Raw genomic sequence first — 20,690 nt, 5'->3', positions numbered from 1 at the left:
GGTTTATGCGCGACCCCGTGTCGGGAACGCTGTCGGACTGGTCGCTCGCCACGTGAGCAGCGTCCGCGATCTCCCGTACTCGGCCACCGTCGTGTCGTCGCCACGCGACACCCTCTTTTTGCGGGAGCGATTACCAGAGGTATGAGCGACTTCACACGGGAGTTCGAGCGCCACGACCGATTCGAAGCGGACGACGACACGTTCGTCCCGACGACGACGGACTTCGACGCGACAGTGCGCGTCGAGGACGAGACCGTCCGCGTCACGGCCGAGGTCCCGACCCTCGACAGCGTCGTCGAGAGCGAGACCGTCGCAGAGGTCGTCGAGGACGGGTGGTACGAGACGTTCGAACTCCGCGTCGTCGACGTGAGCGGCGTCACCTACGCCGACCCGGTCGAAGAACCGACGGTCGAGCGCGAGGGGTCGACGATCACGGTCGAGGCGGCCATCGAGGCACGGCCCGACAACGCGGCCGACGACGCGCTCGCCGTGGCCAACTTCGTCGAGGGAACGTGGTTCGAGGGCATCATCCCCGGCTACGACTACGTCCCGAAGGTTCAGGAGATGCGCGAACGCGCCGCCCACGAGGGACAGGAAGGGACGCCCCTCTGAGGCGAATCAGTCCATCGAGAGGTACGTCTCGGTGGTCTCGATGCCCCGAACCCGTTGAATCTGGTTCGCGGAGATCTCTTTCACCGCGGCCGGCGAGTCGACCTCCACTTTGACGATGAAGTCGACGTCGCCCGCGACGACGTGCGCGTCGACGACGCCGTCGATGTCCGAAATCTCGCCGAGGATGCGGTCTGCCTCCCCCGAATTCGCCTTGACGAGGATGTACGCGACGACCATCGTTACGCCTCACCCCGACGTGGTTCCTCGCCGACCAGTATTTGCCGGACGTCGTCGAGCGCGTCGAACTCCGAGATGACGGCGATTCGGTCGCCGACCTCCAGCGTGTCGTCGGGCAGCGGAAGCCCGAGCGTCTCGTCGCGCTTCCCGAAGGCGAGCAACCGTGCGTGAGAGGGGAGTTCGAGTTCGCTGACGGTGTACCCGTGCATCGGTGCGTCCTGCGTCACGGTGAACTGGACGACCTGGAGGTTCTCCGCGAGGTCCGCGATGGCGGTCACGTTCCCACCGAGGAGCGCGTTCTTCGCGCCGATGGCGCCGAGACGCTCGGGGTAGACGATCTCGTCGACCTCGTCGGCGTACTTCCGGTAGATGTTCTCGCGGTAGTCCTCGTCGATACGGAGGACCGTCCGACAGCCGTAGTGTTTGGCGACCATACAGGCCGCGAAGTTGACGTTCAGGTCGCCCGCGAGTGCGCCGAAGGCGTCGGCCGTCTTCAGGTCGAGGTCGTCGAGGACGTCCTCCGCGGCGCCGTCGCCCTCGATGGCGTCGAACCCATCGTTTCGCGCCCGTTCGATCTTCTCGGGGTCGTTGTCGACAACCGTGACGTCGTGACCCTCGTTTCGGACCACTCGGGCCGTCCGCATCCCGACCCGTCCGAACCCTATGATAACTACTCGCATGGTACTGAGTTTACTACCCTCCTTGAAATATGTTTGCGCTGGACACGACGCAGATCCATCGAGTGGGACCAGCCGCTCGGCAAGACTTTTGCCGTGTGGTAGAGAAACCCACACCATGGTCCACGCCTTCATCATGGTCAAGACGGACACGGGCGAGTCGGAGACGCTCCTCGGTCGTGTCCTCGAACTCGACGGTATCGTCGACGCGCACATCGTCGCCGGACAGTACGACCTCATCGCCGAGGCCGACGGCGGTGCCGTGAACAACGTCCTCGGCGTCGCTTCCTCCGAGATACAGAACCTCGACGGCGTCCTCGACACGAAGACGTACATCTCCCTCTCCGCGGAGTGAGACGCTCCGCTCCGTTCCTCGTCGACCTCCAGGGGTCGTTCACCGACCGATAAACTGTATGACGCGATAGGAAATGTACCGGTCGGCACCTCGGGCGGGGTACGAGGCGCGCCGAAATCGAGAAGTGGTCGGGGCGGGCGAGAGTTGCCGGTGCGCTCGTGGTACTGGGGTTCGCGTTCGTCGTTCAAACGTCACTCGCCGACGCCGACGAGACGTGACCTAGAGAAGCAGAAGGGTCAGTCGGCGGCGAGCGACTCGCCTTCCAGGACGGCGCGGTAGCGTTCGCCCGCCGGGGAGTCGGCGTCGAGTTCGGCACGGACGCGCTCTGAGACCCACTGCCGGCCGTCTTCGAGGAAGTGTTCGTAGACCGGCAGGCGCTCGCGGAGTGGGACGCCAGCGTGCTCGGCGATGTCCTCCAGTTCGCGGAGCGCGGGCCACTCGTAGTCGGGGTTGACGTAGTCGTCGGTGACGGGCGACACGCCGCCCAAGTCGTCGACGCCGCAGTCGACGAGGTCGCGAGCGGGTGCGAGGTTCGGCGGCACCTGCACGCTCACCTCGTCGGGGAGGGCGGCGCGGGCCATCGCGACGACGCGGCGCTGGGTCTCGATGGAGGGCGAGCCATCCGTCCAGCGCTCGTTGTTCGACACTGGCTGGACGATGACCTCCTGGACGTGGCCGTAGCGCTCGTGGAGGTCGCGGATGGCGAGCAGCGACTCCGCGCGGTCGGTCCAGTCCTCGCCGATTCCCACGAGGATGCCCGTCGTGAAGGGGACGCCGAGTTCGCCCGCGTTCCGGATGGTGTTGAGTCGCTGGCCGGGGTTCTTCGCGCGGGGACCGCCGTGGGCCTGCACCTCGGCGGTCGTCTCCAACATCACGCCCATACTCGCGTTCACGTCGGCGACCTGCGCCATCTCCTCGTAGGTCTGGTCGCCGGGGTTCGCGTGGGGGAGGAGTCCCTCGTCGAGGGCGATCTCGCACGCCTCCCGAAGGTACTCGTGGATGGAGTCGTGGCCCCACTCGTCGAGTTGGTCGTGAATCTGCGTGTATCGGTCGTCTGGGTCGTCGCCGAAGGTGAACAGCGCCTCCGTACAGCCGGCGTCGGCGCCCAGCCGAACCGACTCCCGGATGTCCTCGGGACTCATCAGACTCGCCTGTCCCGGTGGGTCGTAGTAGGTACAGTAGGTACAGGTGTAGCGACAGGCCGTGGTGAGCGGGAGGAAGACGTTCCGGGCGAAGGAGAGTTCCGACGCCGCCTCGACGTCCGCGGGTCCGACGTCGAGCAGTCGTTCGACCTCCGCCTCGTCGATGGTGAGGTCGATACCGTACTCGTCGGCGCCCGGAATGTCCGTCATCGCTCTTCGGGTAGTCCGTGGGCGCCGAAAAGCGTTGCTACCCTACTCTGTTCCTTGCTGGGGCTACTCGCGTTCGAGGACGTAGGCCTCCCGGTTCTGGAACATGAAGGCGGCGTAGCCGAGGAGGGCGCCACCGAAGAGGGAGAGCAACCCACCGCCGCCGAGCGAGACCACGAGGACGGTCCCGGCCGCGCCGAGGAGGACCGCGAGGACGATCTCGAACCCGAGGCGGACGTCGGACTTCCGTTCGAGCGCGTCGGTGCGCGTCCCGCGACCGATCGGCGTGAAGGCGTCGGCAGCGGCCAGCGCGGCCGCGATTCCCCCGCCGAGTCCGGCGGGACTGGCGACCGGGTTCGGGAGACCGAGTGCCGTGAGCGCGGTCGTCAGCACCGTCGCGACGACTCCCGTGAGGAGGAGCAATCCGACGACCGAGACGACGTACCGGACGAGCGTGCGCCAATCGAGGGCGGTCACGTCGGGTCACCACCCGAGGTCGTGCGTTCGACGCCCACCCGTCCGTCGGCGACCGTGAGGTCGAAGCCGGCCTGGCGGAGCCACCTCGTCGCACGGCCGTCGCCGTGGAGCAGGAGTTCGGCGAGGTCGTCCGGTTCGTCGACGTCCGTCGCGAGACGGTGAGAGTCGAACTCCCGGACGCTCGCGCCGGCGTCACGTGCCGCTCGCAGGTGGTCGAGGAAGGACGCGCCGTGGTAGTCGACGCGGAAGTCGGGGTGGCGGACGACGAGGGCGTTCGTCCCGCCGCCACGGCCCGGTGCCACGACGACGTCGCCGTCCGCCTCGAAGAGGGCGGCGAGGGTACGGGGTTCGGCGAGCGCGAGGTCGGCCATCACGACGGCGGTCGGACCCGCATCCGCGTCGAGTGCGGCGTTCACGGCCGTCGAGAGGTCCCGGTCGTCGACGGTGACGGGGACGTCGGCCTGGTCGCAGTCGAGCGGTTCGGGGACGACCAACTCCGGGTCGCCACCGGCGGCGTCGACGGCGTCGAGGACGTCGTCACGCATGGCGGCCGCGAACTCGCGGCGCTCGGCGGGTTCGAGAACGGGCGAGAGTCGCGTACACGGGTCGGTACCGGAAAACGGGACGACGGTGTGCATGACCGTCAGGCGAGTTTGTCGTGCGTCTCGCGGTTACTGAGGTAGTACCAGACGCCGCCGGCGAGCGCCAGGAGGACGATCACGACGGCCCCGCCGATGAGCGCCCAGCGGGTGAGCTTACTCGACTTGGCGGCGGACTCGGCCTTCTGCTCGGCCTGGTTGGCGAGGTCGATGGCGAGGTCGAAGTTGCCGGAGTTGTACGCCTCGACGGCGTTCTGCCGAAGCCGTTTCGCCTCGGAGACGTCGGCACCCGCGGACTGGGCGTTCTGGATGGCGGCCTCGGCCTGCTGAATCTGTGTGCGGGCCTGCTGGCTCTGCTGGGTGTACGGTCGGACCCCGTCGTAGCTCTGGAGGACGGTCGCCGAACCACCCTGCTGGGTCTGCTGGAACTCGGCGAAGACGATCGACTGGGGTGGCTGGTAGCTCCAGTCGTCGACCGCCGGCGTCGTCCCCTGCAGACGGACGGTCACCTTCGTGGTGCCGTCACTGGCGCGGATGTGGTAGTCGAAGCTCTGCCCGGTGAACGTCTGCTGTTCGATCTGGTTCCCGGCGTTGTCGTAGGCCGTGACCGTCCACGTGACCTGCGTGAGGTCCGTCTGCCCGTGGAGCGTCCACTCCTCGTAGTCGGTGTAGAGGTTCGTGAACGTGAACGTCCTGTCCTGCTGGGCGCCGACCTCGGCACTGTCCGAGACGTTCCCCTGCACGTCGACCGCGGCGACGGGCGCGACGGCGGCGGCGAGGAGGACGAACAGCGCGAGGACGACCTTAGAAGAGCGGTTCCAGTTCATCTTCGTCGTCTCCAACGAGTTCTTGGAGTTTCTCTTCGCTCTCCTCGCGAATCTCTTCGATGTTCTCCTGTGCCTCGACGGCGACCCGCTGGAGGTCCTTGATCCGCTCGACGTTCGTCACGCCGGACAGCAGGACGACGGCGGCGACGTGGTTCGACTCGGGGATGGGGTAGTCCCCACCGCGAACCTCCATCGACCCGGTCTGCTCCTCGAGCCACTTCCGCCCGCGCTCGATACCCTTCCGGTTGAGGAAGGCGGGCGGGCCGGCCGTGACGAGGAGGGCGCGCTCGGCACCCTCGGGTTCGCAGGGGAGCGTGAGTCGACCGAGCGTCGCCTTCCGGACGAGCGAGGTGATGCGGTTGGTCGTGTTGGCGGTGTCCTCGGCCTTCGACTCGTTCCCGCCGGTGAACTTCGAGAGGATGCCACCCGAGGACTGGTCGTTCTCGACGGTCTCGCGGGCGTAGCCCACGGTCGAGACGCCACCTCCCGCGAGGGTGTTGATGATCTCGGAGGAGTCGACGACGGACTCGGCGACGGTGTCGCCGGTCTCGACCTCGCCGGCGCCGAAGAGGACGCCGAAGCGCTTGACGATCTCGTCGTTGATCTCGTCGTAGCCGCCCTGGACGGACTCGCCGGTCTTCCGCCAGTTGTCGTTGTCGAAGACGAGGAGGTTGTCCACCTCGCCGACGAACGTCTGGAACGAGCGGGCGGCGTTCAGCGTGTAGATGCCCCCCTCGTCTCCGCCGGGGAGGATGCCCAGGCCGTAGACGGGTTCCGTGTAGATGCGTTTGAGGTGCTTCGCGAGGACGGGCGCGCCGCCGGAACCGGTCCCGCCACCGAGTCCCGCGAGGATGAGGAAGGCGTCGACCTCGTGGACGGGAATCTGGTCGATGGCGCCCTGGATCTCGTTGATGTCCTCCTCGACGACTTCGGCCCCGAGTTCGTTGTCGGCGCCGACGCCGTGGCCCTTCACTCGCGACTGCCCGACGAGAATCCGATTCTCCTCCGGGACGTGTTCGAGCCCCATGAGGTCGGCTTTCGCGGTGTTGACGGCGACGGCGGAGCGGACGATCTTACTCCCGTGGCGCTGGTCGTACTCGAGGAACTTGTCGAGTACTTTCCCGCCCGCCTGGCCGAACCCGATCATTGCGAGTTTCATGATACTGGTCGTTGGGAGAAAAGAGAGGAATCAGAGAGATAAGCCTTTTGATGACAGGCGTCGGACGGCGTCGACGATTACTGAAAAAACGGAGGGTTCGGCCGCTGTCGACGGATTTTCTTCGTTCCGCCGACACGAGCTGAATCGGCCCCCTTTAAGTCGCCCGGTGAGTTCGAGCGTCGAGTCTCGACGCGTGCTACGGAGTCGGCTCGGCGGCGCCGAGGTAGTCGGCGAGCGTCCGGAGGTCCGCCGGGTCGCGGCCGAACGCCGTCACGTCGTTGTCCGAGACGGTGTTGTCGAACTCGAGCGACTCGTACTGGTCGAGGCCCATCGGGACGAACGGGAGGGCGTCGGCGACCGTGAGTCCGAGACGGGCGAGCGGCATCGGGATGGAGAGGACGGTGACCCGCTTGCCCTTCGCGCGGTAGACGAGTTTCGTCACCTCGGCGAGCGTGAGGACCTCGGGACCGCCGACTTCGTAGGTCTCGTTGGCGTGTTCCTCGTCGAGGGCGTCGGCGAGGAGGTCGGCGACGTCACCGACCCAGATAGGTTGGAAGCGGGTCTTCCCGCCGCCGGGGAGGGCAGTGACGTACGGCGTCGTGAGCGTCTCGACGAACGGGACGAACTCCCCGCCGTCACCGAACACGACCGACGGGCGGAGAATCGTGTGGTCGACCGCGGAGTCGCGGACGACTTCCTCGGCGCGTCCCTTCGACTGGATGTAGGGCGTCGGCCCGTCCGGGTCGGCGCCGAGGGCGCTCATCTGGACGACGCGGTCGAGGTCGTTTGCCTCGGCCGCCTCGACGACGTTCTTGGTGCCTTCGAGGTGGACGTCGAAGTGGCGCTGACCGCCACCCTTCGGTTCGAACAGCGGCGAGAGCGCGACGAGGTTGACGACGGCGTCCATCCCCTCGAAGTCGACCGCGATGGAGTCGTAGGCGGTCACGTCGCCGACGGCCGTCGCGACGCCGTCGGGGAGGACTTCCGGTTCGGGTTCCCGCGAGAGCGCGGTGACGTCGTGTCCGCGGTCGTCGAGTTCGCGACAGAGTTCCCTCCCGATGAACCCGGTGCCGCCGGTGACGAGTACCTGCATGGCCGGCACTTCACCCGGTCTGCACCTAAATGTACTTGCGGATTCGTGGGACGGTCACTCGTCCGCCGGGACGAAGACGGCGGAGACTTCGAGTGGGTCCGCGGTGCCGGAGACGGGGGCGAGTCGGAGGGTGTAGTCGCGTGGTTCCCCGTGGACCTCGATGCGAACGTCGCGTTCGACTGTCTCGCCGCGTTCGAGCGACGGGAAGACCCCCGCGAGCGGATCCTCGTCCACGAAGTCGACGAGATCGACTAGTGCCGCCTCGGCGTGCGTCCGGCCCGTCTGTGCCCCGAGCCGTGCCGCCGACCCGTCGCCGAAGGTGTCGCGGAACGCCTCGTTCGTCGCCGAGGCGACCAGTCCGTCGTCGACGTACGTCTCGGCGACGGGGCGGTCGGCCTGCTGGGCCAGCGTCTCGAAGCGGTCGCGTTCGACGTCCCGCTCCGCCTCGTTGATGCCGGCGATGGTGCCGAGGACCGCGACGGCGACGAGCGTGTCGAGGAGGATGACCATGGGCTTGAGCACACCCTGGACCAGTTGGATTCCGACGACCCAGGACCCGACGAGTCCGACGCCCACGACGCTGACGAAGGACATCTTCGCGACGGTGCTCACGAACTCCTCGTCGTTCCCCCGCCAGTAGACGTCCCACGCGAGCCAGAGCAAGACGATACCGAGCGCGACCGGGACCGTGTTCTCGAGCGCGACCGTGACCGGTGGCTCACCCTGGAGAAGTAGGTCCTGGTACGCGTCGACGAGTCCGACGACGACACCCCCGAGTCCTAACCCCGCGAACACACCCGAAGAGACTACCTTCTCGATAGATACCATTAGTTTTCTATTAAAACTCTAGAAAAATAAAACTTGTTCGAACTATCCCTGTACGAAAGGGGCGCGTCCGAAGCCAAAGCCGAAGCCGTTTACTCCCGGACACACCTTCGACGACTATGCTCGTCACACTGGAGGGAATCGACGGGAGCGGGAAGACGACGGTGTGGGAGGCACTCCGTGAGCGCTACGACGAGGGCTTCGAGTTCACGCGCGAACCGACGAACTCGTGGTACGGTGACGCCGTCCGCCGCTCCATCGGCGAGGACGACGCCGACCCCCTCGCGGAACTCTTTCTCTACACCGCCGACCACGCCGACCACCTCTCCCGAGTCGTCCGCCCCGCGCTGGAGCGCGGCGACGTCGTCGTCTCGGATCGCTACTCCGACTCGCGCTACGCCTACCAGGGGGCCGCCCTGGAGGGGGAGGTGAAGCGGCCGATGGAGTACGTCCGCGGCATCCACGAACCGTTCACCCGCGCGCCGGACGCGACGCTCTACTTCGACGTGGACCCGGAGACCGGTGCGGCCCGGAGCGGCGCGACCAACAAGTTCGAGCAGGCGGCCTTCCTCGCGGACGTCCAGTCGAACTACGAGCGACTCGTCGAGTACGAACCCGAACGCTTCGTCCGCATCGACGCCACCCAGTCACCCGAGGAAGTCCTCGCCGCCGTCGAAGAGACTCTCGACCGCCTCCTCGACTAACGCTCGCCCTCGGGTTCGGGTGGCGGCATCCAGAACAGGTCGACGGAGTACCCGAGGAAGAACGGGAACGCCCACGTCACCGTCAGGAACACCCGTCTACTCTCGAACGCCCCGGCACCGACGCCGAGCGCACCGAGGACGAGCGTCGTCGCCAGGTAGACCACCGGGACGAAGAAGACGGTGAACGCCACGCGTCCCCAGCGGGTCGACAGCCGAAGCCGGAAGAACCGGGCCGCGACGGCGGCGATGGCCGTGTGGAGGACGACGAAGAAGGCGACCCCGAGCGCGGCACCGAGCGTGAGCGAGGGCACGTGTGGTGGGTTCGCCCACACCGACAAAACCCTAGCGACTCCACCGGCCGACGCTCGCGGGACGGTGTTCGATTACTCACCGAAGTCCGATACTTCCACTCTGGTTTGGTGTGCCATGGCCGTCGTACTTAATAATCGGATCGTACTCGCTACCGACGTGGTGACGGGACGTCGGCGTCGGGGCGGTTCACGCCCAGACCCACGAGAACAGCCGTCACCAGCGACGACAGCCCTCGCGCCAGTCCGTCGAGGGCGTCGGTCGGAACGACCGAAACATCTCCCCCTGCCACCGTACCCATGTTCGACCACGACAACTTACGCGAACCCGACGAGACGGCACTCGGCGAGTGCATCGCCGGTGGGAACCACCGAACCGAGGAGATCGCCCGCGAACTGGGGATTCCGAAGCAACAGGCCGTCGACCGCCTCCGGGACCTGCAACAACGGGGTCGCGTCGAGACGGCGACGAGCGGGAACGCGCTGACGTGGTGGCTCGACGACGAAGGCTAGCGCGCCGGAGACACCCGCCCCGACGGCGTCAGACGGTGGGGCTTAACTGCAGCGCCACACGAGAATCAGCCCCACACAGAACGTGACGGCACCCGTGAGCAGGTGGCTCCCGGTCTGGGTATAGACGACGAGTGTGACGAACGAGAGGTGGACCAGTATCGACAGAATCTCGCCTACCGAGAGGTTCGAGACGGACTCGGAGTGGTCCCGTGAGCGTGACGTATCACTCATCTTCTGTCGGGTATGGCGCTTCGACGACGGGCGTCGAGCCCCCCGCGGGTCGGTGCCAAGAATGGGTCTGTAGTCGCGGATCGTCGTCCGTTAGAACTGCTCGTACTCGGCGATTTCGTCGGATCCACACGCCGGACAGGTCGTTCCGTTCTCTACCTGCCGGCCGCAGTTCCGACACTCGAAGTACCGGTTCTCCGCTTCCGTGGCGTCGCACTGTTCCCCTACCAGTGCTCTGAGCACGTACCGGGGAGTCGACGCGGACACCGACTCGATCCGCTGGTCGCAGGGGAGGATGTCGTACCAGGTCAATTTCACTGGCGTCTCGGAGCACGTTGTGGTTGACGCTACTCGAAGAACGCCCTCGAAGCGGAGGGCGTTCGTGGGCTTTGGACAGAGGGGGGAGTCGAACCAACTGACGTCCAGGTCGGTGTGGCACGAGAGACGGGGTGCGGGACGATCTCTCTGAATCACTCGGACTCAGTTTGTACGACTTCGGAGTGGTGACACTCCACCTTTTTCTTCCCACCAATTTCTATTAAGTATAGCGGCCCTGATAGGCCAAGCCCGTCTGTCTACACTCAGGTCCACCTCTCAGATGTGGACCTGTTTCTGAGAGACCGGGTTCGTCCACCGACCGCGTCGGTCACGTCGGCCGTCCCGACCGCGACGCCGGGCCGAATCGCCCTAGGAGTTTTCCGACGCCCCCTCGGAGTCTCTGGTACGATGGACGTCACGCTCCCGGTCAAGCGCGTCACCGGCGAGACGGTCGCGGAGCGACTCACCGAGAACGCCCGCGAGCGAATCCTCCCGGCGCGCTACCTCCTGAAGGACGAACAGGGCGAGGTCGTCGAGACGCCCGCGGAGTTGTTCGAGCGCGTCGCCACGGCCGTCGCCGCGGTCGAGGAGGAACACGGCAACGACGCCGACCGGTGGGCCGAGCGCTTCGAGGAACTGATGACCCACCTGGAGTTCGTGCCGAACTCGCCGACGCTGATGAACGCCGGCACCGAACTCGGGCAACTCTCGGCGTGTTTCGTCATCTCGCCCGACGACGACCTGGGGGACATCTTCGACGTCGCGCGGCAGGCCGCCGAAATCTTCCAGTCCGGCGGCGGCGTCGGCTACTCCTTCTCCGCGCTCCGACCGAAGGGCGACGTCGTCCAGGAGACGGGGGGAATCGCCTCGGGACCGGTCTCGTTCATGAGCGTCTACGACCAGATGTGCGAGACCATCAAGGCGGGCGGGAAGCGCCGCGGCGCCCAGATGGGGATGTTGCGCGCCGACCACCCCGACGTCGGCCGCTTCTGCGTCGCGAAACGCGAGGAGGGGCGACTGGAGAACTTCAACCTCTCCGTCGCCGCCACCCGCGAGTTCTACGAGGCGGTCCAGGACGACGAGGAGTACACGCTCTACAACCCACGAACTGGGGAGCCACACGAGGTGACCGAGTGGACCGCCCGCTTCTACAACGAGAGCTACGCCGAGACGGACCCCGACATCGTCGAGGAGAACGTCTGGCGCGACTACGCCGACGAGATTCCGGGCATCGAGGCGTACCGCGGCGACCTCCTGACCGAGGGCGAGGAGATGACCCTCCCCGCGCGCTTCGTCTGGCGACTGATGGTCGACGGCGCGTGGCGCAACGGCGAACCCGGACTCTTCTTGCTCGACCAGGCGAACGCCGAGCACTCCTTCGACGTCGACGCCTACCCCGACCACCGTATCGAGGCGACGAACCCCTGCGGCGAGCAACCCCTCGAAGACTACGAGGCGTGCAACCTCGGGCACGTGAACCTCTCGCTCTGCGTGGCCGACGACCCACCACACTGGGACGACTTCCGCGAGCGGTGGGACGGCGACGCCGAGGCGGGCGACGACCTCGACGCCGCAGTCGACGCCTTCCTCGACGAGGCCGTCGACTTCGACCGACTCGACCGCATCGCCCGACTGGGCACGCGCTTCCTCGACGACGTCGTGACGGCCAGCGACTTCCCCCTCGACGAGATCGAGGAGACGGTCGGCCGGTTGCGGAAGGTCGGACTAGGCGTGATGGGGTTCGCGGAACTCCTCGTCCAGTTGGGCGTGCGCTACGGTTCGGACGCTTCCGTCGAGGTGGCCCGCCAGTTGATGGCCCGCATCGACCACGTCGCCACGCAGACGAGCCACGACCTCGCCGCCGAGCGTGGGGTGTTCCCCGCCTGGGAGGAGTCGAAGTACGCCGACCCGACCGCCCACCCCGAGTGGTTCCGTCGGCACACCGGCGAGGACCCCGCGGAGTGGGAGGACGGCTACCCCATCCGCAACCACGGACTGACGAGCATCGCCCCCACGGGGACGACCTCGATGATCGCGGACACCTCCGCGGGGTGCGAGCCGCTCTACGACGTGGTCTACTTCAAGAACGTCGGCCGCGACGTGCAGGGCGCCGAACCGCTCGTGGAGTTCGACGACTACTTCCTCCGCGTGCTGGAGGCCAACGACGTCGACGTCGAGGCGGTCCGGAACGAGGCGCTCTCCCTGCTCGAGAGCGGGGCCTACGACGGCCCCTCGTCGCTCCCGATACCGGACGAACTGGCCGACCTCTTCCCCCGCGCCCGCGACGTCGACATGGCGGACCACGTCCGCGTGCAGGCCGCCTTCCAGGAGCACGTCGACGGTGCCGTCTCGAAGACCGTCAACGTCGCCCACGACGCCGACCGCGAGCGAATCGCCGACGCCTACCACCTCGCCGCCGACCTCGCCTGCAAGGGGGTCACCGTCTACCGGAGCGGGTCCCGGAGCGGACAGGTGCTCTCCACCGAACCAGAGGGGGACGGTAACGAAGAACGCGGATAGGAAGTTCGTCATACCGGACAGTGTTGCCAGTGTCGGTGACGTGTGATCGCCGTCGTGGGTGATACCGGTAGTTCTTTCCTCCGACCGGGAGCACAGGTAGATGTCGCATACGCGCGCAGGTACATACGCGTCGGCTACGCGTGTGTAGATAGAAGCGCCGGCTATCGATTCGATGCCACCGGTAGCCGGTCTCGATTCGCCAATGTCAGGACAGACGCACACCCGCGGAGGCTCACTATGAGCAGCACGAACACCGTCGCATCGAAGATGCAACGAGCACGCGCTCACCACCGGAGGTGGCTCGCGTGAACACAGTCGAACGACGAAAGCAGGAGAAACATCCCCTCGACGTCATCGAGGACGTCCGCGAGTACGCCGCGGAAGGCCTCTCCTTCGACGAGATCGAAGAGCGGGCCGGTGACGGCGAGTGGGAGCGCCTGAAGTGGGCCGGCATGTACGCCCACGGCAAGCAGCGCGGCTACTTCATGATGCGGACGAAGGCCCCCGGTGGCTACCTCACGCCCGAGCAGGCGGAGGTCATCGGCGAAGTCACCGAGGACTACGCCACCGCCCCCGAGGAGTACGGCGGGGAGGAGCAGAACGAACTGTGGGGCGACGCCTACCTCGACCTCACGACCCGCCAGGACATCCAGAAACACTGGGTCGAAGTCGAGGACGTCCCCGACATCTGGGACCGCTACGACGAGGTCGGTCTCACGACCATCCAGGGCTGTGGCGACTCCGCTCGTAACGTCCTGGGCTGTCCGGCCGCCGGTCTCGACGGCCACGAGCACTTCAACGCCCAGCCGGTCATCGAAGCCGTCTCCGACTTCTTCACGAACAACCGGGAGTACGCCAACCTCCCCCGGAAGTTCAAGATGACCATCACGGGCTGTAAGTACGACTGCGCCCAGTCGCAGATCAACGACATCGGGATGGTCCCCGCCAAGAAGCGCATCGACGGGGAGTGGTACTACGGCTTCCACGCCCGCGTCGGCGGCGGTCTCTCCGACGGCCCGCGCATGGCCTCCCAACTCGACGTCTTCGTCCTCCCCGAGGACGCCGTCGAGTTCACCCGTGCCGTCGCACAGACGTTCAAGGAACTCGGCGACCGCAACAACCGTGGCGTCTGCCGGATGCGCTACCTGGTCGAGCAGATGGGTCCCGAGAAGTTCGAGGAGGCTGTCCGCGACCGCTGCGAGGTCGACCTCCGCGAGGCGGGCGTCGACCTCACCGAGGGGTACAAGGGCGACCACGTCGGTGTCCACGAGCAGAAACAGGACGGCCTGAACTACGTCGGATTCAACGTCATCGCCGGCCGCATGGGCGGCGACGAGTTCGCCGAGGCGGCCCGCGCCGCGAAGGAGTACGGCACGGAGGACGCCTCCATCCGCCTCGCGACCGACCAGAACTTCCTCGTCACCCACATCCCCGACGAGAACGTCGACGACCTCTTGGCCGAGGACTTCGCCCAGGAGTACAAACCCGACCCCGGCCCGTTCGAGCGTGGCGCGGTCGGCTGTACGGGCAACGAGTTCTGTAACTACGCCATCATCGAGACGAAGAAGCGCACGAAGCGCTGGGCGCGCGAACTCGACGAGCGCATCGACACGCCCGACGACCTCGAAGTCGTCCGGACGCACATGTCGGGGTGCTCGGCGTCCTGTGCCCAACCGCAGATCGCGGACATCGGCTTCCGCGGCGAGACCGTGAAGGTCGACGCCGACGAACTCGACCGCGACGTCTCCACGAACGCGGAGGGCGACGCCATCGTCGAGGGGATGGACTTCGGTCTCGGCGGCGCGCTCGGCGAGGACAACGCCTTCCTCGACTGGGTCGAGAACGCGGTCCCCGCCGACGCCATCATCCCGGCGCTCGAAGAACTGTTCGCGACCTACGCCGAGGAGCGCACGGAGGACGAGCGCTTCTACGAGTGGTGTCGCCGCGTCGACAACGACTACCTGCGCGACGTGATGCAGCAGGCAGACGCCCCGGTTTCCAAGGGGGTGGCTCACGGTGACTAAGGAATCCATGCCCGGCGTTCCGAACGCCGGCAAGACGGCCGACAGCGGGTGTACCGACGACGACTGTAGCTGTGGCTCGAACGACGTCGCTACCGACGGTGGGACCCGTCCCGCCAACGTCGACGAGATGGGCAACCTCGCCGACGTCGAGTTCACGACACCCGCGGAAGGCAAGAGCCAGGACGTCGACTCGCCGGGTGCGGACCCGACGGAGCGTCCCGGCGTCCCCGAGGGCGTCGACCTCGACACCCCGGGGTACGGCATCCGCGACGAGATGAACGACATCGAGACGCCGGACTCCAAGACCTGGTTCATGGAACTCGACGAGGCGGTCATCCAGTCCGACCGCTGTATCCAGTGTGGGACCTGTGTCGCCGCCTGCCCCTCCGACTCCATCGGCATCGGCGACGACGGCAAGCCGAAACTGGTGAAGATGTGTACCGGCTGTTCGATGTGTTGGGACTTCTGTCCCCGTGGCGGTCTCCGCTACGAGCGCCAGTGGAAGATTACCGGCGGCGACGACAACGTCTCCGGCGCCGGCGACCCCATCACGGAGTTCTCCGCGACGGTCGAGGAAGACTGGCGCGAGAACTCCCAGGACGGCGGTGTCGTCACCTCCATCCTCATCCACCTGCTGGAGGCGGGCGAGATCGACGGCGCGCTCGTCGCGACCGAGTCCGACGAGGAGCCGTGGAAAGCCGAGTCCTACCTCGCGACGTCCCCGCAGGACCTCGTCGAGAGCGCGGGGTCGTTCTACAACCAGACGATGGCACTGGGCAACCTCGACCTGACCCAGTGGGAGCACAAGCTCCCCGACAAGGACTGGGACGACCTCAGCCTCGCCGTCGTCGGGACGCCCTGCGAAATCGAGGGCATCCGCGCGCTGCAGGACTTCGACTGGGACCTGCAGGCCCAGGACCAGGGGCTGAGCGCCGTCGACTACCGCATCTCGCTGATGTGTACGAAGAACTTCAACTACGAGCGGCTCATCGGCGAGCAACTCGAGGAGAAGCGCGGCATCTCTCCGGACCAGATCGGCAAGATGGACGTCCTGGAGGGCGAGATGCGCGTCTACGACCACGACGGCGAACCCCTCGTCAAGGAGGACGTCAAGGAGTTCCACGACGCCACCCTCAAGGGATGTGACGAGTGTGCCGACTTCACCGGCTACACCTCCGACATCACCGTCGGCTCCGTCGGCTCCTCCGACGAGTACTCCTCGGTCATCGTCCGGACCGAGCAGGGCCTCAAGGCGTGGGAACTCACCGAGGACGACCTCGACTACCACGACCTGGAGTCCCGCAAGGCCGTCGGCAAACTCCAGTCCTGGGACAAGAAGAAGGCCTTCGAGTCGCTCGAACGCCCCTTCGACCCGGACGCGCCGCGGTTCATCGACTACGAGGACCACGCGCAGAACTACGGCGTCGAACTGAACCCACACGACGCCGACCACTGAGCGGCGCCCGTCGCCGGGCCGTCGCTCGCCGGTCGTCCGGTCGGACGGCCGAAAACCCCTCCCTTCTTCCGTTCTTTCTCCTCGACAGGAATGTCCGAGAAGCTCTCGCGTCGGTCGCTGCTCAAAGCCGGCGGTGTCGCCCTCGGTGGCGGTGCGGTCGCCGCGGCGGGATGGACGGTTACCAACGGCGGACGGGCGTCCGCCTCGCAGTGGCAGGTCGCACAGACCCCAACGAACGTGACGCTAAACGCGGCGGCCGTCTCCGCGGCCAGTCCGTTCGCCGTCGGCGGCGGCGGGACGGTCCTCCAGCGTGAGTCGGGCGGGTCCGACTCCGGGTCGGGGTCGTGGAGCCACGTGCTCCGGCAGGGACCGACCGGCAACGGCAAGGACCTCCTCGCCGCCGACGCGACCGACGACGGGAAGCGCGTCTGGTTCGGCGGCGACGCGGGCGTCCTCGCCGCCTACGACGTCTCCACGGGGAAGATTCACCACCACTCTACGCCCAGTCAGGTGAAGTCGAAGTGGACCGGCATCGCCGTCCGCGGAACGTCCGGGGAGAACGAACACGTCTACCTCACGACCGACTCCGGCCAGCAGTTCACCGGCGTCCGCGCCTCGCCCGGCGGCGAACTCCAGTGGCGCGAACTGAAGAAACCGGGGAGCGGGGCGACCATCCCGTCGACGGACTTCCGCGCGCTGACCGACGGCCGTCTCGCCGACACGAACGGGAAGGTGTTCGACACGCGCGACGCGGGCGCGACGTGGGACGCCATCGGCATCGAGGACGCGGGCGCCGACTACCTCGGGATGGCCGACGTCGCCACCGACGACTGCACCGTCGTCGGCGAACAGGGCACCATCTACCACTACGACGGGAAGAACTGGCGGCGCTTCACCGTCTGCGACCCCGACGTCTACGGCGTCCAGCGCTCGGGCGACGCGGGACTCGCCGTCGCGGGCAGTGGTCTCGTCCTCCAGCGGTCGGGCGTCGAGAAGTGGCGAACGGTCGACACGCCGACGGAGAAAGACCTCTACGGACTCGCCGTCGGGTCGAAACTCGCCGTCGCCGTCGGAGACGGCGGGACCGTCGTTGAGCGGCGCTAGAGGCGCAACAGCCAGTCCGGCGACCACTCGACCAGTTTCTTTCGCAGTGTGGTGTAGACGACCGAGACGGCGATTCCGCCGACGAGTAGCCAGCGCAACAGCCCATCGAAGAGGGAGATGGCCGGGAGCGCACACAGCGTGCCGACGAGCAGGTCCTCGGGCGACCCGTCGTAGCGAATCCACCGGCGGGGGCGGAGCCAGCGCTTTCGGGAGTGGAAGTAGACGCCGCGCTCGTCGTCGGCGAGCCACGGGCGGAGGCCGAGACTGCCCCCGAACACGTCGCTGACCGAGTGGACTGCGGCGGCGAGGACGAAGAAGGCCGCGGCGACGGTTCGCGGCCCCGGGTACGCGGCAGCCACCCCGAGGAGCGGGAACGCCAGCAGCCAGTAGTAGTCGGGGTAGTGCAGCGTCTTGCGGTGCTCGACGACGGCCACGTCGAGGTCCGGGAAGACGCCGCCGAGCCATCCCGCCGTCGCCGCCGTCGCCGCGAGTTCGGGCGAGACGAGAAACAGTGGGAGGGCGAGCAGCGTCCCCACGGCGGCGTGAGTCGTCGCCATCACGGGTGGGTCACCTCACCCCACCACGCTACTCCCACGGACACGTCAGTCGTCGGCGGTCGCCGAACTCCCCGTGGACCCGTCACCGTCGTCGTCGAGGAGGGGCGTTCCGTCGGCGCGTGGGCCGAGTTTCGGACCGAGTGGGCGTTCGTCGGGGTCGACAACGCGGTGCTGTTCGTAGTCGGTCGAGCGCTCGACCGGCGTCCGGCCGATGGCCGAGATCATCTCGACGTAGTCGGCGACCGAGCGGAACTCGCCGTGCTGGCCGCCGGCGCGCTTGGTGATCTCCTCGGAGAGGATGGTCCCCATGAAGTCGTCGGCGCCGCAGTTCAGCAGTTTGAGGCCGAACTCGTCGCCGTACTTCACCCACGAGGACTGGATGTGCTCGATATTGTCGAGGAAGAGACGCGAGACGGCGATCATCAGTTCGTCCTCTTCTTTGGTGGGTCCACTCTCGACGACCCCCTGTTCGTGGAGGGGCGTCTGCTGGTGGACGAACGAGAGCGGGACGAACTCGGTGATGTTGCCGGTCTCGTCCTGGAGTTCGCGGACGCGCTCTAAGTGCATCACGCGGTGCATCTCGTTCTCGACGTGGCCGTACATGATCGTCGCGGTCATCGGGAGACCGACCTCCGCGGCCGCGCGCATCGCGTCCATCCACTGCCCGGTGTCGATCTTCCCGGGACAGATGACGTCGCGCACCTCGTCGACGAGGATTTCGGCGGCGGTCCCCGGCACCGACGCGAGACCCGCGTCCTCCAGTTCGCGGTAGACGTGTTCGTAGTCCCAGTCGGCGCCGCGCTGGGCGTGGTAGACCTCTTCGGGCGTCATCGAGTGGACGTGGACGCCCGTACTCGCCATCGCCTCGATCTGCTCCTCGTAGGTGCCCGGGTCGGTCTCGTACTTTTCGGGTGGCTTGTAGTTGTGCTCGGGGTCGTCGGGGTCGAGCACCTCGTGGTGTTCTTCGTTCAGCGCGAGTCCCGGGTGGAGTCCCGAGACGGACGTGACCTCGTAGACGCCGCGGTCGACGGCGTCGGCGACGATTTCCTTCGACTCGTCGGGCGTCTTCGTGAACCCCGCGTGATCCTGCTCGTAGTCGGACTCGAACTGGTGGGCGGTGTCCTTGAAGTTACAGAACAGACAGCCAGTGTTGCAGGCCGTCGTGACGTTGTTGTTGACGTTGGCGACGAACGTCACCTCGTCGCCGACGACCTCGGCCCGCCGGCGGTCCGCGGCCTCGAGGACGAGTTCCTTGCGCTCGGGGTCGATACCCTCGACGTCGGTGCCCGTCGTGAGCAACTCGACGCCGTCGTCGACGGTCAGTCGCTCGCCGTTCCGGGCTTTCGCGAGGGCGTTCTCGAACGACTGGTCCGTGACCGGGAGGTAGTCGTAGTCGAACTCCGAGTCCGCGAGGTCGGCGGCGCGCGCTCCGGGGTCCACCATCGGACACACGTTCTTCGCGCGAGGGTAAAAACGAGAGGGTATCCGTCCGAATCGGCCGACGTCCGAGACGAAGGTTCACGTACGAAGCCGGGACCAGACGGGGCGTGCGCTGACGACGGTCCGCTGGTGTCCGCGGTCGTGCGACCCACCGCCAGCGGCGACGGGCCGGGGTCGCCTGCCAGCCAATACAGATATGTGCATACTCTCCGCCTGTTCGACGGAACGATAGGCACGTCGATGGAAACTGCTTAGTGACTTCGCTCCCGACTCCCGGTCATGACGAGCGTCAAGGACCTCCACGTGGACGCGGCGCCGACGAAGGAGTCGCTCGGCGAGGGGCGCTTCAAGTTCACCGACGACTACTCCGTCTTCGACTGGGGCAAGATGCCCGACGAGATTCCCCGGAAGGGCGCGGCCCTCTGTGCGATGGGCGCGGCGACCTTCGAGTTCTTCGAGGAGAACGCCATCCCGACGCACTACGAGGGCGTCGTGGTCGACGGCGAGACTTACGACCTCGCGAACGCGCCCGCCGCCCCCGAGGAGATGCGGATCGAACTCACGCAGGTCCCCGACCTCCCCTTCGACGAGGAGTCCGGGTACGACTACGAGGCCTACCACGCCGCGGCGGCCGAGAACTACCTGATTCCCCTCGAAATCGTCTTCCGGAACGCCGTGCCCGTCGGGTCGAGTCTCCGGACGCGCAAGGAACCCGCCGACGTCGGTCTCGACGCCGACGAGTGGCCCGAGGAGTCGGTCGACCTCCCCGAACCGGTCGTCGAGTTCTCCACGAAGTACGAAGAGCAGGACCGCTACCTCACGAGAGTAGCGGCCGAGGAGATCGCCGGGCGCGCCGACCTCGACCGCCTCGAAGAACTCGCCCTCGCGGTCGACCACCTCGTCACCGAACTCGCCTCGCGGGCCGGTCTCACCCACGAGGACGGGAAGATCGAGTGTCTGTACGTCGACGGGACGATCCAGGTCGCCGACGTGACCGGCACGTTCGACGAGAACCGCTTCTCCTACGGAGGTCAGGAGGTCTCGAAAGAGGTCGTCCGCCAGCACTACAAGGAGATTCAGCCCGAGTGGGTCGACGCCGTGAGCGCGGCGAAGGCCGAGGCCGACGAGCGCGGCGTCGCGGACTGGAAACAGTTCTGCGACGTCGAACCAGTCCACCTCGACGACGACGTGGTTCGGGCGGTCGGCGACATGTACGCGGCCGGCGCGGACGCCTACGCCGGGACCGACTTCTTCGACGCGCCGTCGCTCGACGACGCCGTCGACGCGGTCCGAGAACTGTAGGGCGCG

At 66.9% G+C, this 20,690-nt stretch carries 24 protein-coding genes; 9 read left to right on the top strand and 15 right to left on the bottom strand.

Annotated features, from left to right (window positions below; translation table 11 throughout):
- Positions 1-141: 141 nt before the first annotated feature.
- The gene (locus tag P0Y33_RS14930; protein WP_279528178.1) at positions 142-612 is read left to right on the top strand and encodes a DUF5813 family protein; all 471 of its coding nucleotides are present in this window, start codon (positions 142-144) and stop codon (positions 610-612) included.
- Positions 613-618: 6 nt separating this feature from the next.
- Here the strand turns inward: P0Y33_RS14930 and P0Y33_RS14925 are convergent, their stop codons facing one another.
- Positions 619-849, bottom strand: coding sequence for an Lrp/AsnC family transcriptional regulator (locus tag P0Y33_RS14925; protein ID WP_279528177.1), 231 nt, complete (start codon positions 847-849; stop codon positions 619-621).
- Positions 850-851: 2 nt separating this feature from the next.
- Entirely contained in the window at positions 852-1,529 is a 678-nt protein-coding gene (locus P0Y33_RS14920) for a potassium channel family protein (RefSeq protein WP_279528176.1), read from the bottom strand.
- Between the two features lie 115 nt (positions 1,530-1,644).
- Between P0Y33_RS14920 and P0Y33_RS14915 the strand changes: the two genes are divergently transcribed.
- The gene (locus P0Y33_RS14915; protein ID WP_279528175.1) at positions 1,645-1,881 is read left to right on the top strand and encodes an Lrp/AsnC ligand binding domain-containing protein; all 237 of its coding nucleotides are present in this window, start codon (positions 1,645-1,647) and stop codon (positions 1,879-1,881) included.
- 236 nt (positions 1,882-2,117) lie between these two features.
- Here the strand turns inward: P0Y33_RS14915 and cofG are convergent, their stop codons facing one another.
- From cofG to P0Y33_RS14880, 7 genes are all read right to left on the bottom strand, one after another.
- Positions 2,118-3,233 carry a 7,8-didemethyl-8-hydroxy-5-deazariboflavin synthase subunit CofG gene (gene cofG, locus P0Y33_RS14910; protein ID WP_279528174.1) on the bottom strand — a complete coding sequence of 372 codons (1,116 nt, stop codon included), beginning with the start codon at positions 3,231-3,233 and terminating at the stop codon, positions 2,118-2,120.
- Between the two features lie 63 nt (positions 3,234-3,296).
- Positions 3,297-3,707, bottom strand: coding sequence for a hypothetical protein (locus P0Y33_RS14905; protein ID WP_279528173.1), 411 nt, complete (start codon positions 3,705-3,707; stop codon positions 3,297-3,299).
- Positions 3,704-4,345 carry a 2-phospho-L-lactate guanylyltransferase gene (cofC, locus tag P0Y33_RS14900; RefSeq protein ID WP_279528172.1) on the bottom strand — a complete coding sequence of 214 codons (642 nt, stop codon included), beginning with the start codon at positions 4,343-4,345 and terminating at the stop codon, positions 3,704-3,706. The genes P0Y33_RS14905 and cofC overlap by 4 nt, the downstream gene beginning before the upstream one ends.
- 5 nt (positions 4,346-4,350) lie before the next feature.
- Entirely contained in the window at positions 4,351-5,133 is a 783-nt protein-coding gene (locus tag P0Y33_RS14895) for a DUF4398 domain-containing protein (RefSeq protein WP_279528171.1), read from the bottom strand.
- On the bottom strand, positions 5,111-6,292 hold the full coding sequence (locus P0Y33_RS14890) for a tubulin/FtsZ family protein (RefSeq protein WP_279528170.1): 1,182 nt from the start codon (positions 6,290-6,292) through the stop codon (positions 5,111-5,113). Before P0Y33_RS14890 ends, P0Y33_RS14895 begins: the two co-directional genes overlap by 23 nt.
- Before the next feature lie 196 nt (positions 6,293-6,488).
- Complete coding sequence (locus P0Y33_RS14885) at positions 6,489-7,385, bottom strand: complex I NDUFA9 subunit family protein (RefSeq protein ID WP_279528169.1); 897 nt, start codon at positions 7,383-7,385, stop codon at positions 6,489-6,491.
- 54 nt (positions 7,386-7,439) lie between these two features.
- Positions 7,440-8,213: a hypothetical protein gene (locus P0Y33_RS14880; RefSeq protein ID WP_279528168.1), complete on the bottom strand. Its 774-nt coding sequence runs from the start codon at positions 8,211-8,213 to the stop codon at positions 7,440-7,442.
- A 116-nt stretch (positions 8,214-8,329) separates the two neighbouring features.
- Between P0Y33_RS14880 and tmk the strand changes: the two genes are divergently transcribed.
- Positions 8,330-8,914, top strand: coding sequence for a dTMP kinase (tmk, locus tag P0Y33_RS14875; protein ID WP_279528167.1), 585 nt, complete (start codon positions 8,330-8,332; stop codon positions 8,912-8,914).
- On the opposite strand, the gene P0Y33_RS14870 is transcribed toward tmk, so the two are convergent.
- A complete protein-coding gene (locus P0Y33_RS14870) occupies positions 8,911-9,225 on the bottom strand; it encodes a hypothetical protein (protein ID WP_279528166.1) in 315 nt (104 codons plus the stop codon). The two genes, tmk and P0Y33_RS14870, sit on opposite strands and share 4 nt — an antisense overlap.
- A gap of 149 nt (positions 9,226-9,374) precedes the next feature.
- Positions 9,375-9,524 (bottom strand): hypothetical protein, encoded by a 150-nt coding sequence (locus tag P0Y33_RS14865; RefSeq protein WP_279528165.1) that lies wholly within the window; start codon positions 9,522-9,524, stop codon positions 9,375-9,377.
- Here P0Y33_RS14865 and P0Y33_RS14860 point away from each other — a divergent pair.
- Positions 9,523-9,735, top strand: coding sequence for a hypothetical protein (locus P0Y33_RS14860; protein WP_279528164.1), 213 nt, complete (start codon positions 9,523-9,525; stop codon positions 9,733-9,735). The two genes, P0Y33_RS14865 and P0Y33_RS14860, sit on opposite strands and share 2 nt — an antisense overlap.
- 42 nt (positions 9,736-9,777) lie before the next feature.
- Here P0Y33_RS14860 and P0Y33_RS14855 read toward each other — a convergent pair whose 3' ends face one another.
- Together P0Y33_RS14855 and P0Y33_RS14850 are read right to left on the bottom strand one after the other, a co-directional pair.
- Entirely contained in the window at positions 9,778-9,966 is a 189-nt protein-coding gene (locus tag P0Y33_RS14855; RefSeq protein WP_279528163.1) for a hypothetical protein, read from the bottom strand.
- A gap of 90 nt (positions 9,967-10,056) precedes the next feature.
- Positions 10,057-10,275 (bottom strand): hypothetical protein, encoded by a 219-nt coding sequence (locus tag P0Y33_RS14850; RefSeq protein WP_279528162.1) that lies wholly within the window; start codon positions 10,273-10,275, stop codon positions 10,057-10,059.
- A 414-nt stretch (positions 10,276-10,689) separates the two neighbouring features.
- Between P0Y33_RS14850 and P0Y33_RS14845 the strand changes: the two genes are divergently transcribed.
- The 4 genes from P0Y33_RS14845 to P0Y33_RS14830 all read left to right on the top strand — a co-directional run bounded on the left by P0Y33_RS14845 (position 10,690) and on the right by P0Y33_RS14830 (position 17,385).
- Positions 10,690-12,801 (top strand): adenosylcobalamin-dependent ribonucleoside-diphosphate reductase, encoded by a 2,112-nt coding sequence (locus P0Y33_RS14845; RefSeq protein WP_279528161.1) that lies wholly within the window; start codon positions 10,690-10,692, stop codon positions 12,799-12,801.
- Positions 12,802-13,106: 305 nt separating this feature from the next.
- Positions 13,107-14,825: a nitrite/sulfite reductase gene (locus P0Y33_RS14840; RefSeq protein ID WP_279528160.1), complete on the top strand. Its 1,719-nt coding sequence runs from the start codon at positions 13,107-13,109 to the stop codon at positions 14,823-14,825.
- A gap of 7 nt (positions 14,826-14,832) precedes the next feature.
- Positions 14,833-16,281, top strand: coding sequence for a Coenzyme F420 hydrogenase/dehydrogenase, beta subunit C-terminal domain (locus P0Y33_RS14835; RefSeq protein ID WP_328518060.1), 1,449 nt, complete (start codon positions 14,833-14,835; stop codon positions 16,279-16,281).
- Positions 16,282-16,371: 90 nt separating this feature from the next.
- Positions 16,372-17,385, top strand: coding sequence for a beta propeller repeat protein (locus tag P0Y33_RS14830; protein ID WP_279528158.1), 1,014 nt, complete (start codon positions 16,372-16,374; stop codon positions 17,383-17,385).
- Here the strand turns inward: P0Y33_RS14830 and P0Y33_RS14825 are convergent.
- Positions 17,382-17,942 (bottom strand): metal-dependent hydrolase, encoded by a 561-nt coding sequence (locus tag P0Y33_RS14825; protein ID WP_279528157.1) that lies wholly within the window; start codon positions 17,940-17,942, stop codon positions 17,382-17,384. The genes P0Y33_RS14830 and P0Y33_RS14825 overlap by 4 nt on opposite strands.
- 45 nt (positions 17,943-17,987) lie before the next feature.
- Complete coding sequence (gene cofH / locus P0Y33_RS14820; RefSeq protein WP_279528156.1) at positions 17,988-19,385, bottom strand: 7,8-didemethyl-8-hydroxy-5-deazariboflavin synthase subunit CofH; 1,398 nt, start codon at positions 19,383-19,385, stop codon at positions 17,988-17,990.
- Positions 19,386-19,661: 276 nt separating this feature from the next.
- Between cofH and P0Y33_RS14815 the strand changes: the two genes are divergently transcribed.
- Positions 19,662-20,684, top strand: coding sequence for a phosphoribosylaminoimidazolesuccinocarboxamide synthase (locus P0Y33_RS14815; protein WP_279528155.1), 1,023 nt, complete (start codon positions 19,662-19,664; stop codon positions 20,682-20,684).
- The last annotated feature ends 6 nt before the right edge of the window (positions 20,685-20,690 follow it).

Source organism: Halospeciosus flavus (genome assembly GCF_029814175.1).
In the GTDB taxonomy this organism is placed as follows: Archaea; Halobacteriota; Halobacteria; order Halobacteriales; family Halobacteriaceae; genus Halospeciosus; species Halospeciosus flavus.
The sequence above is the reverse complement of the archived record's forward strand: the minus strand, read 5'-3'. Positions and strand labels throughout refer to the sequence as shown.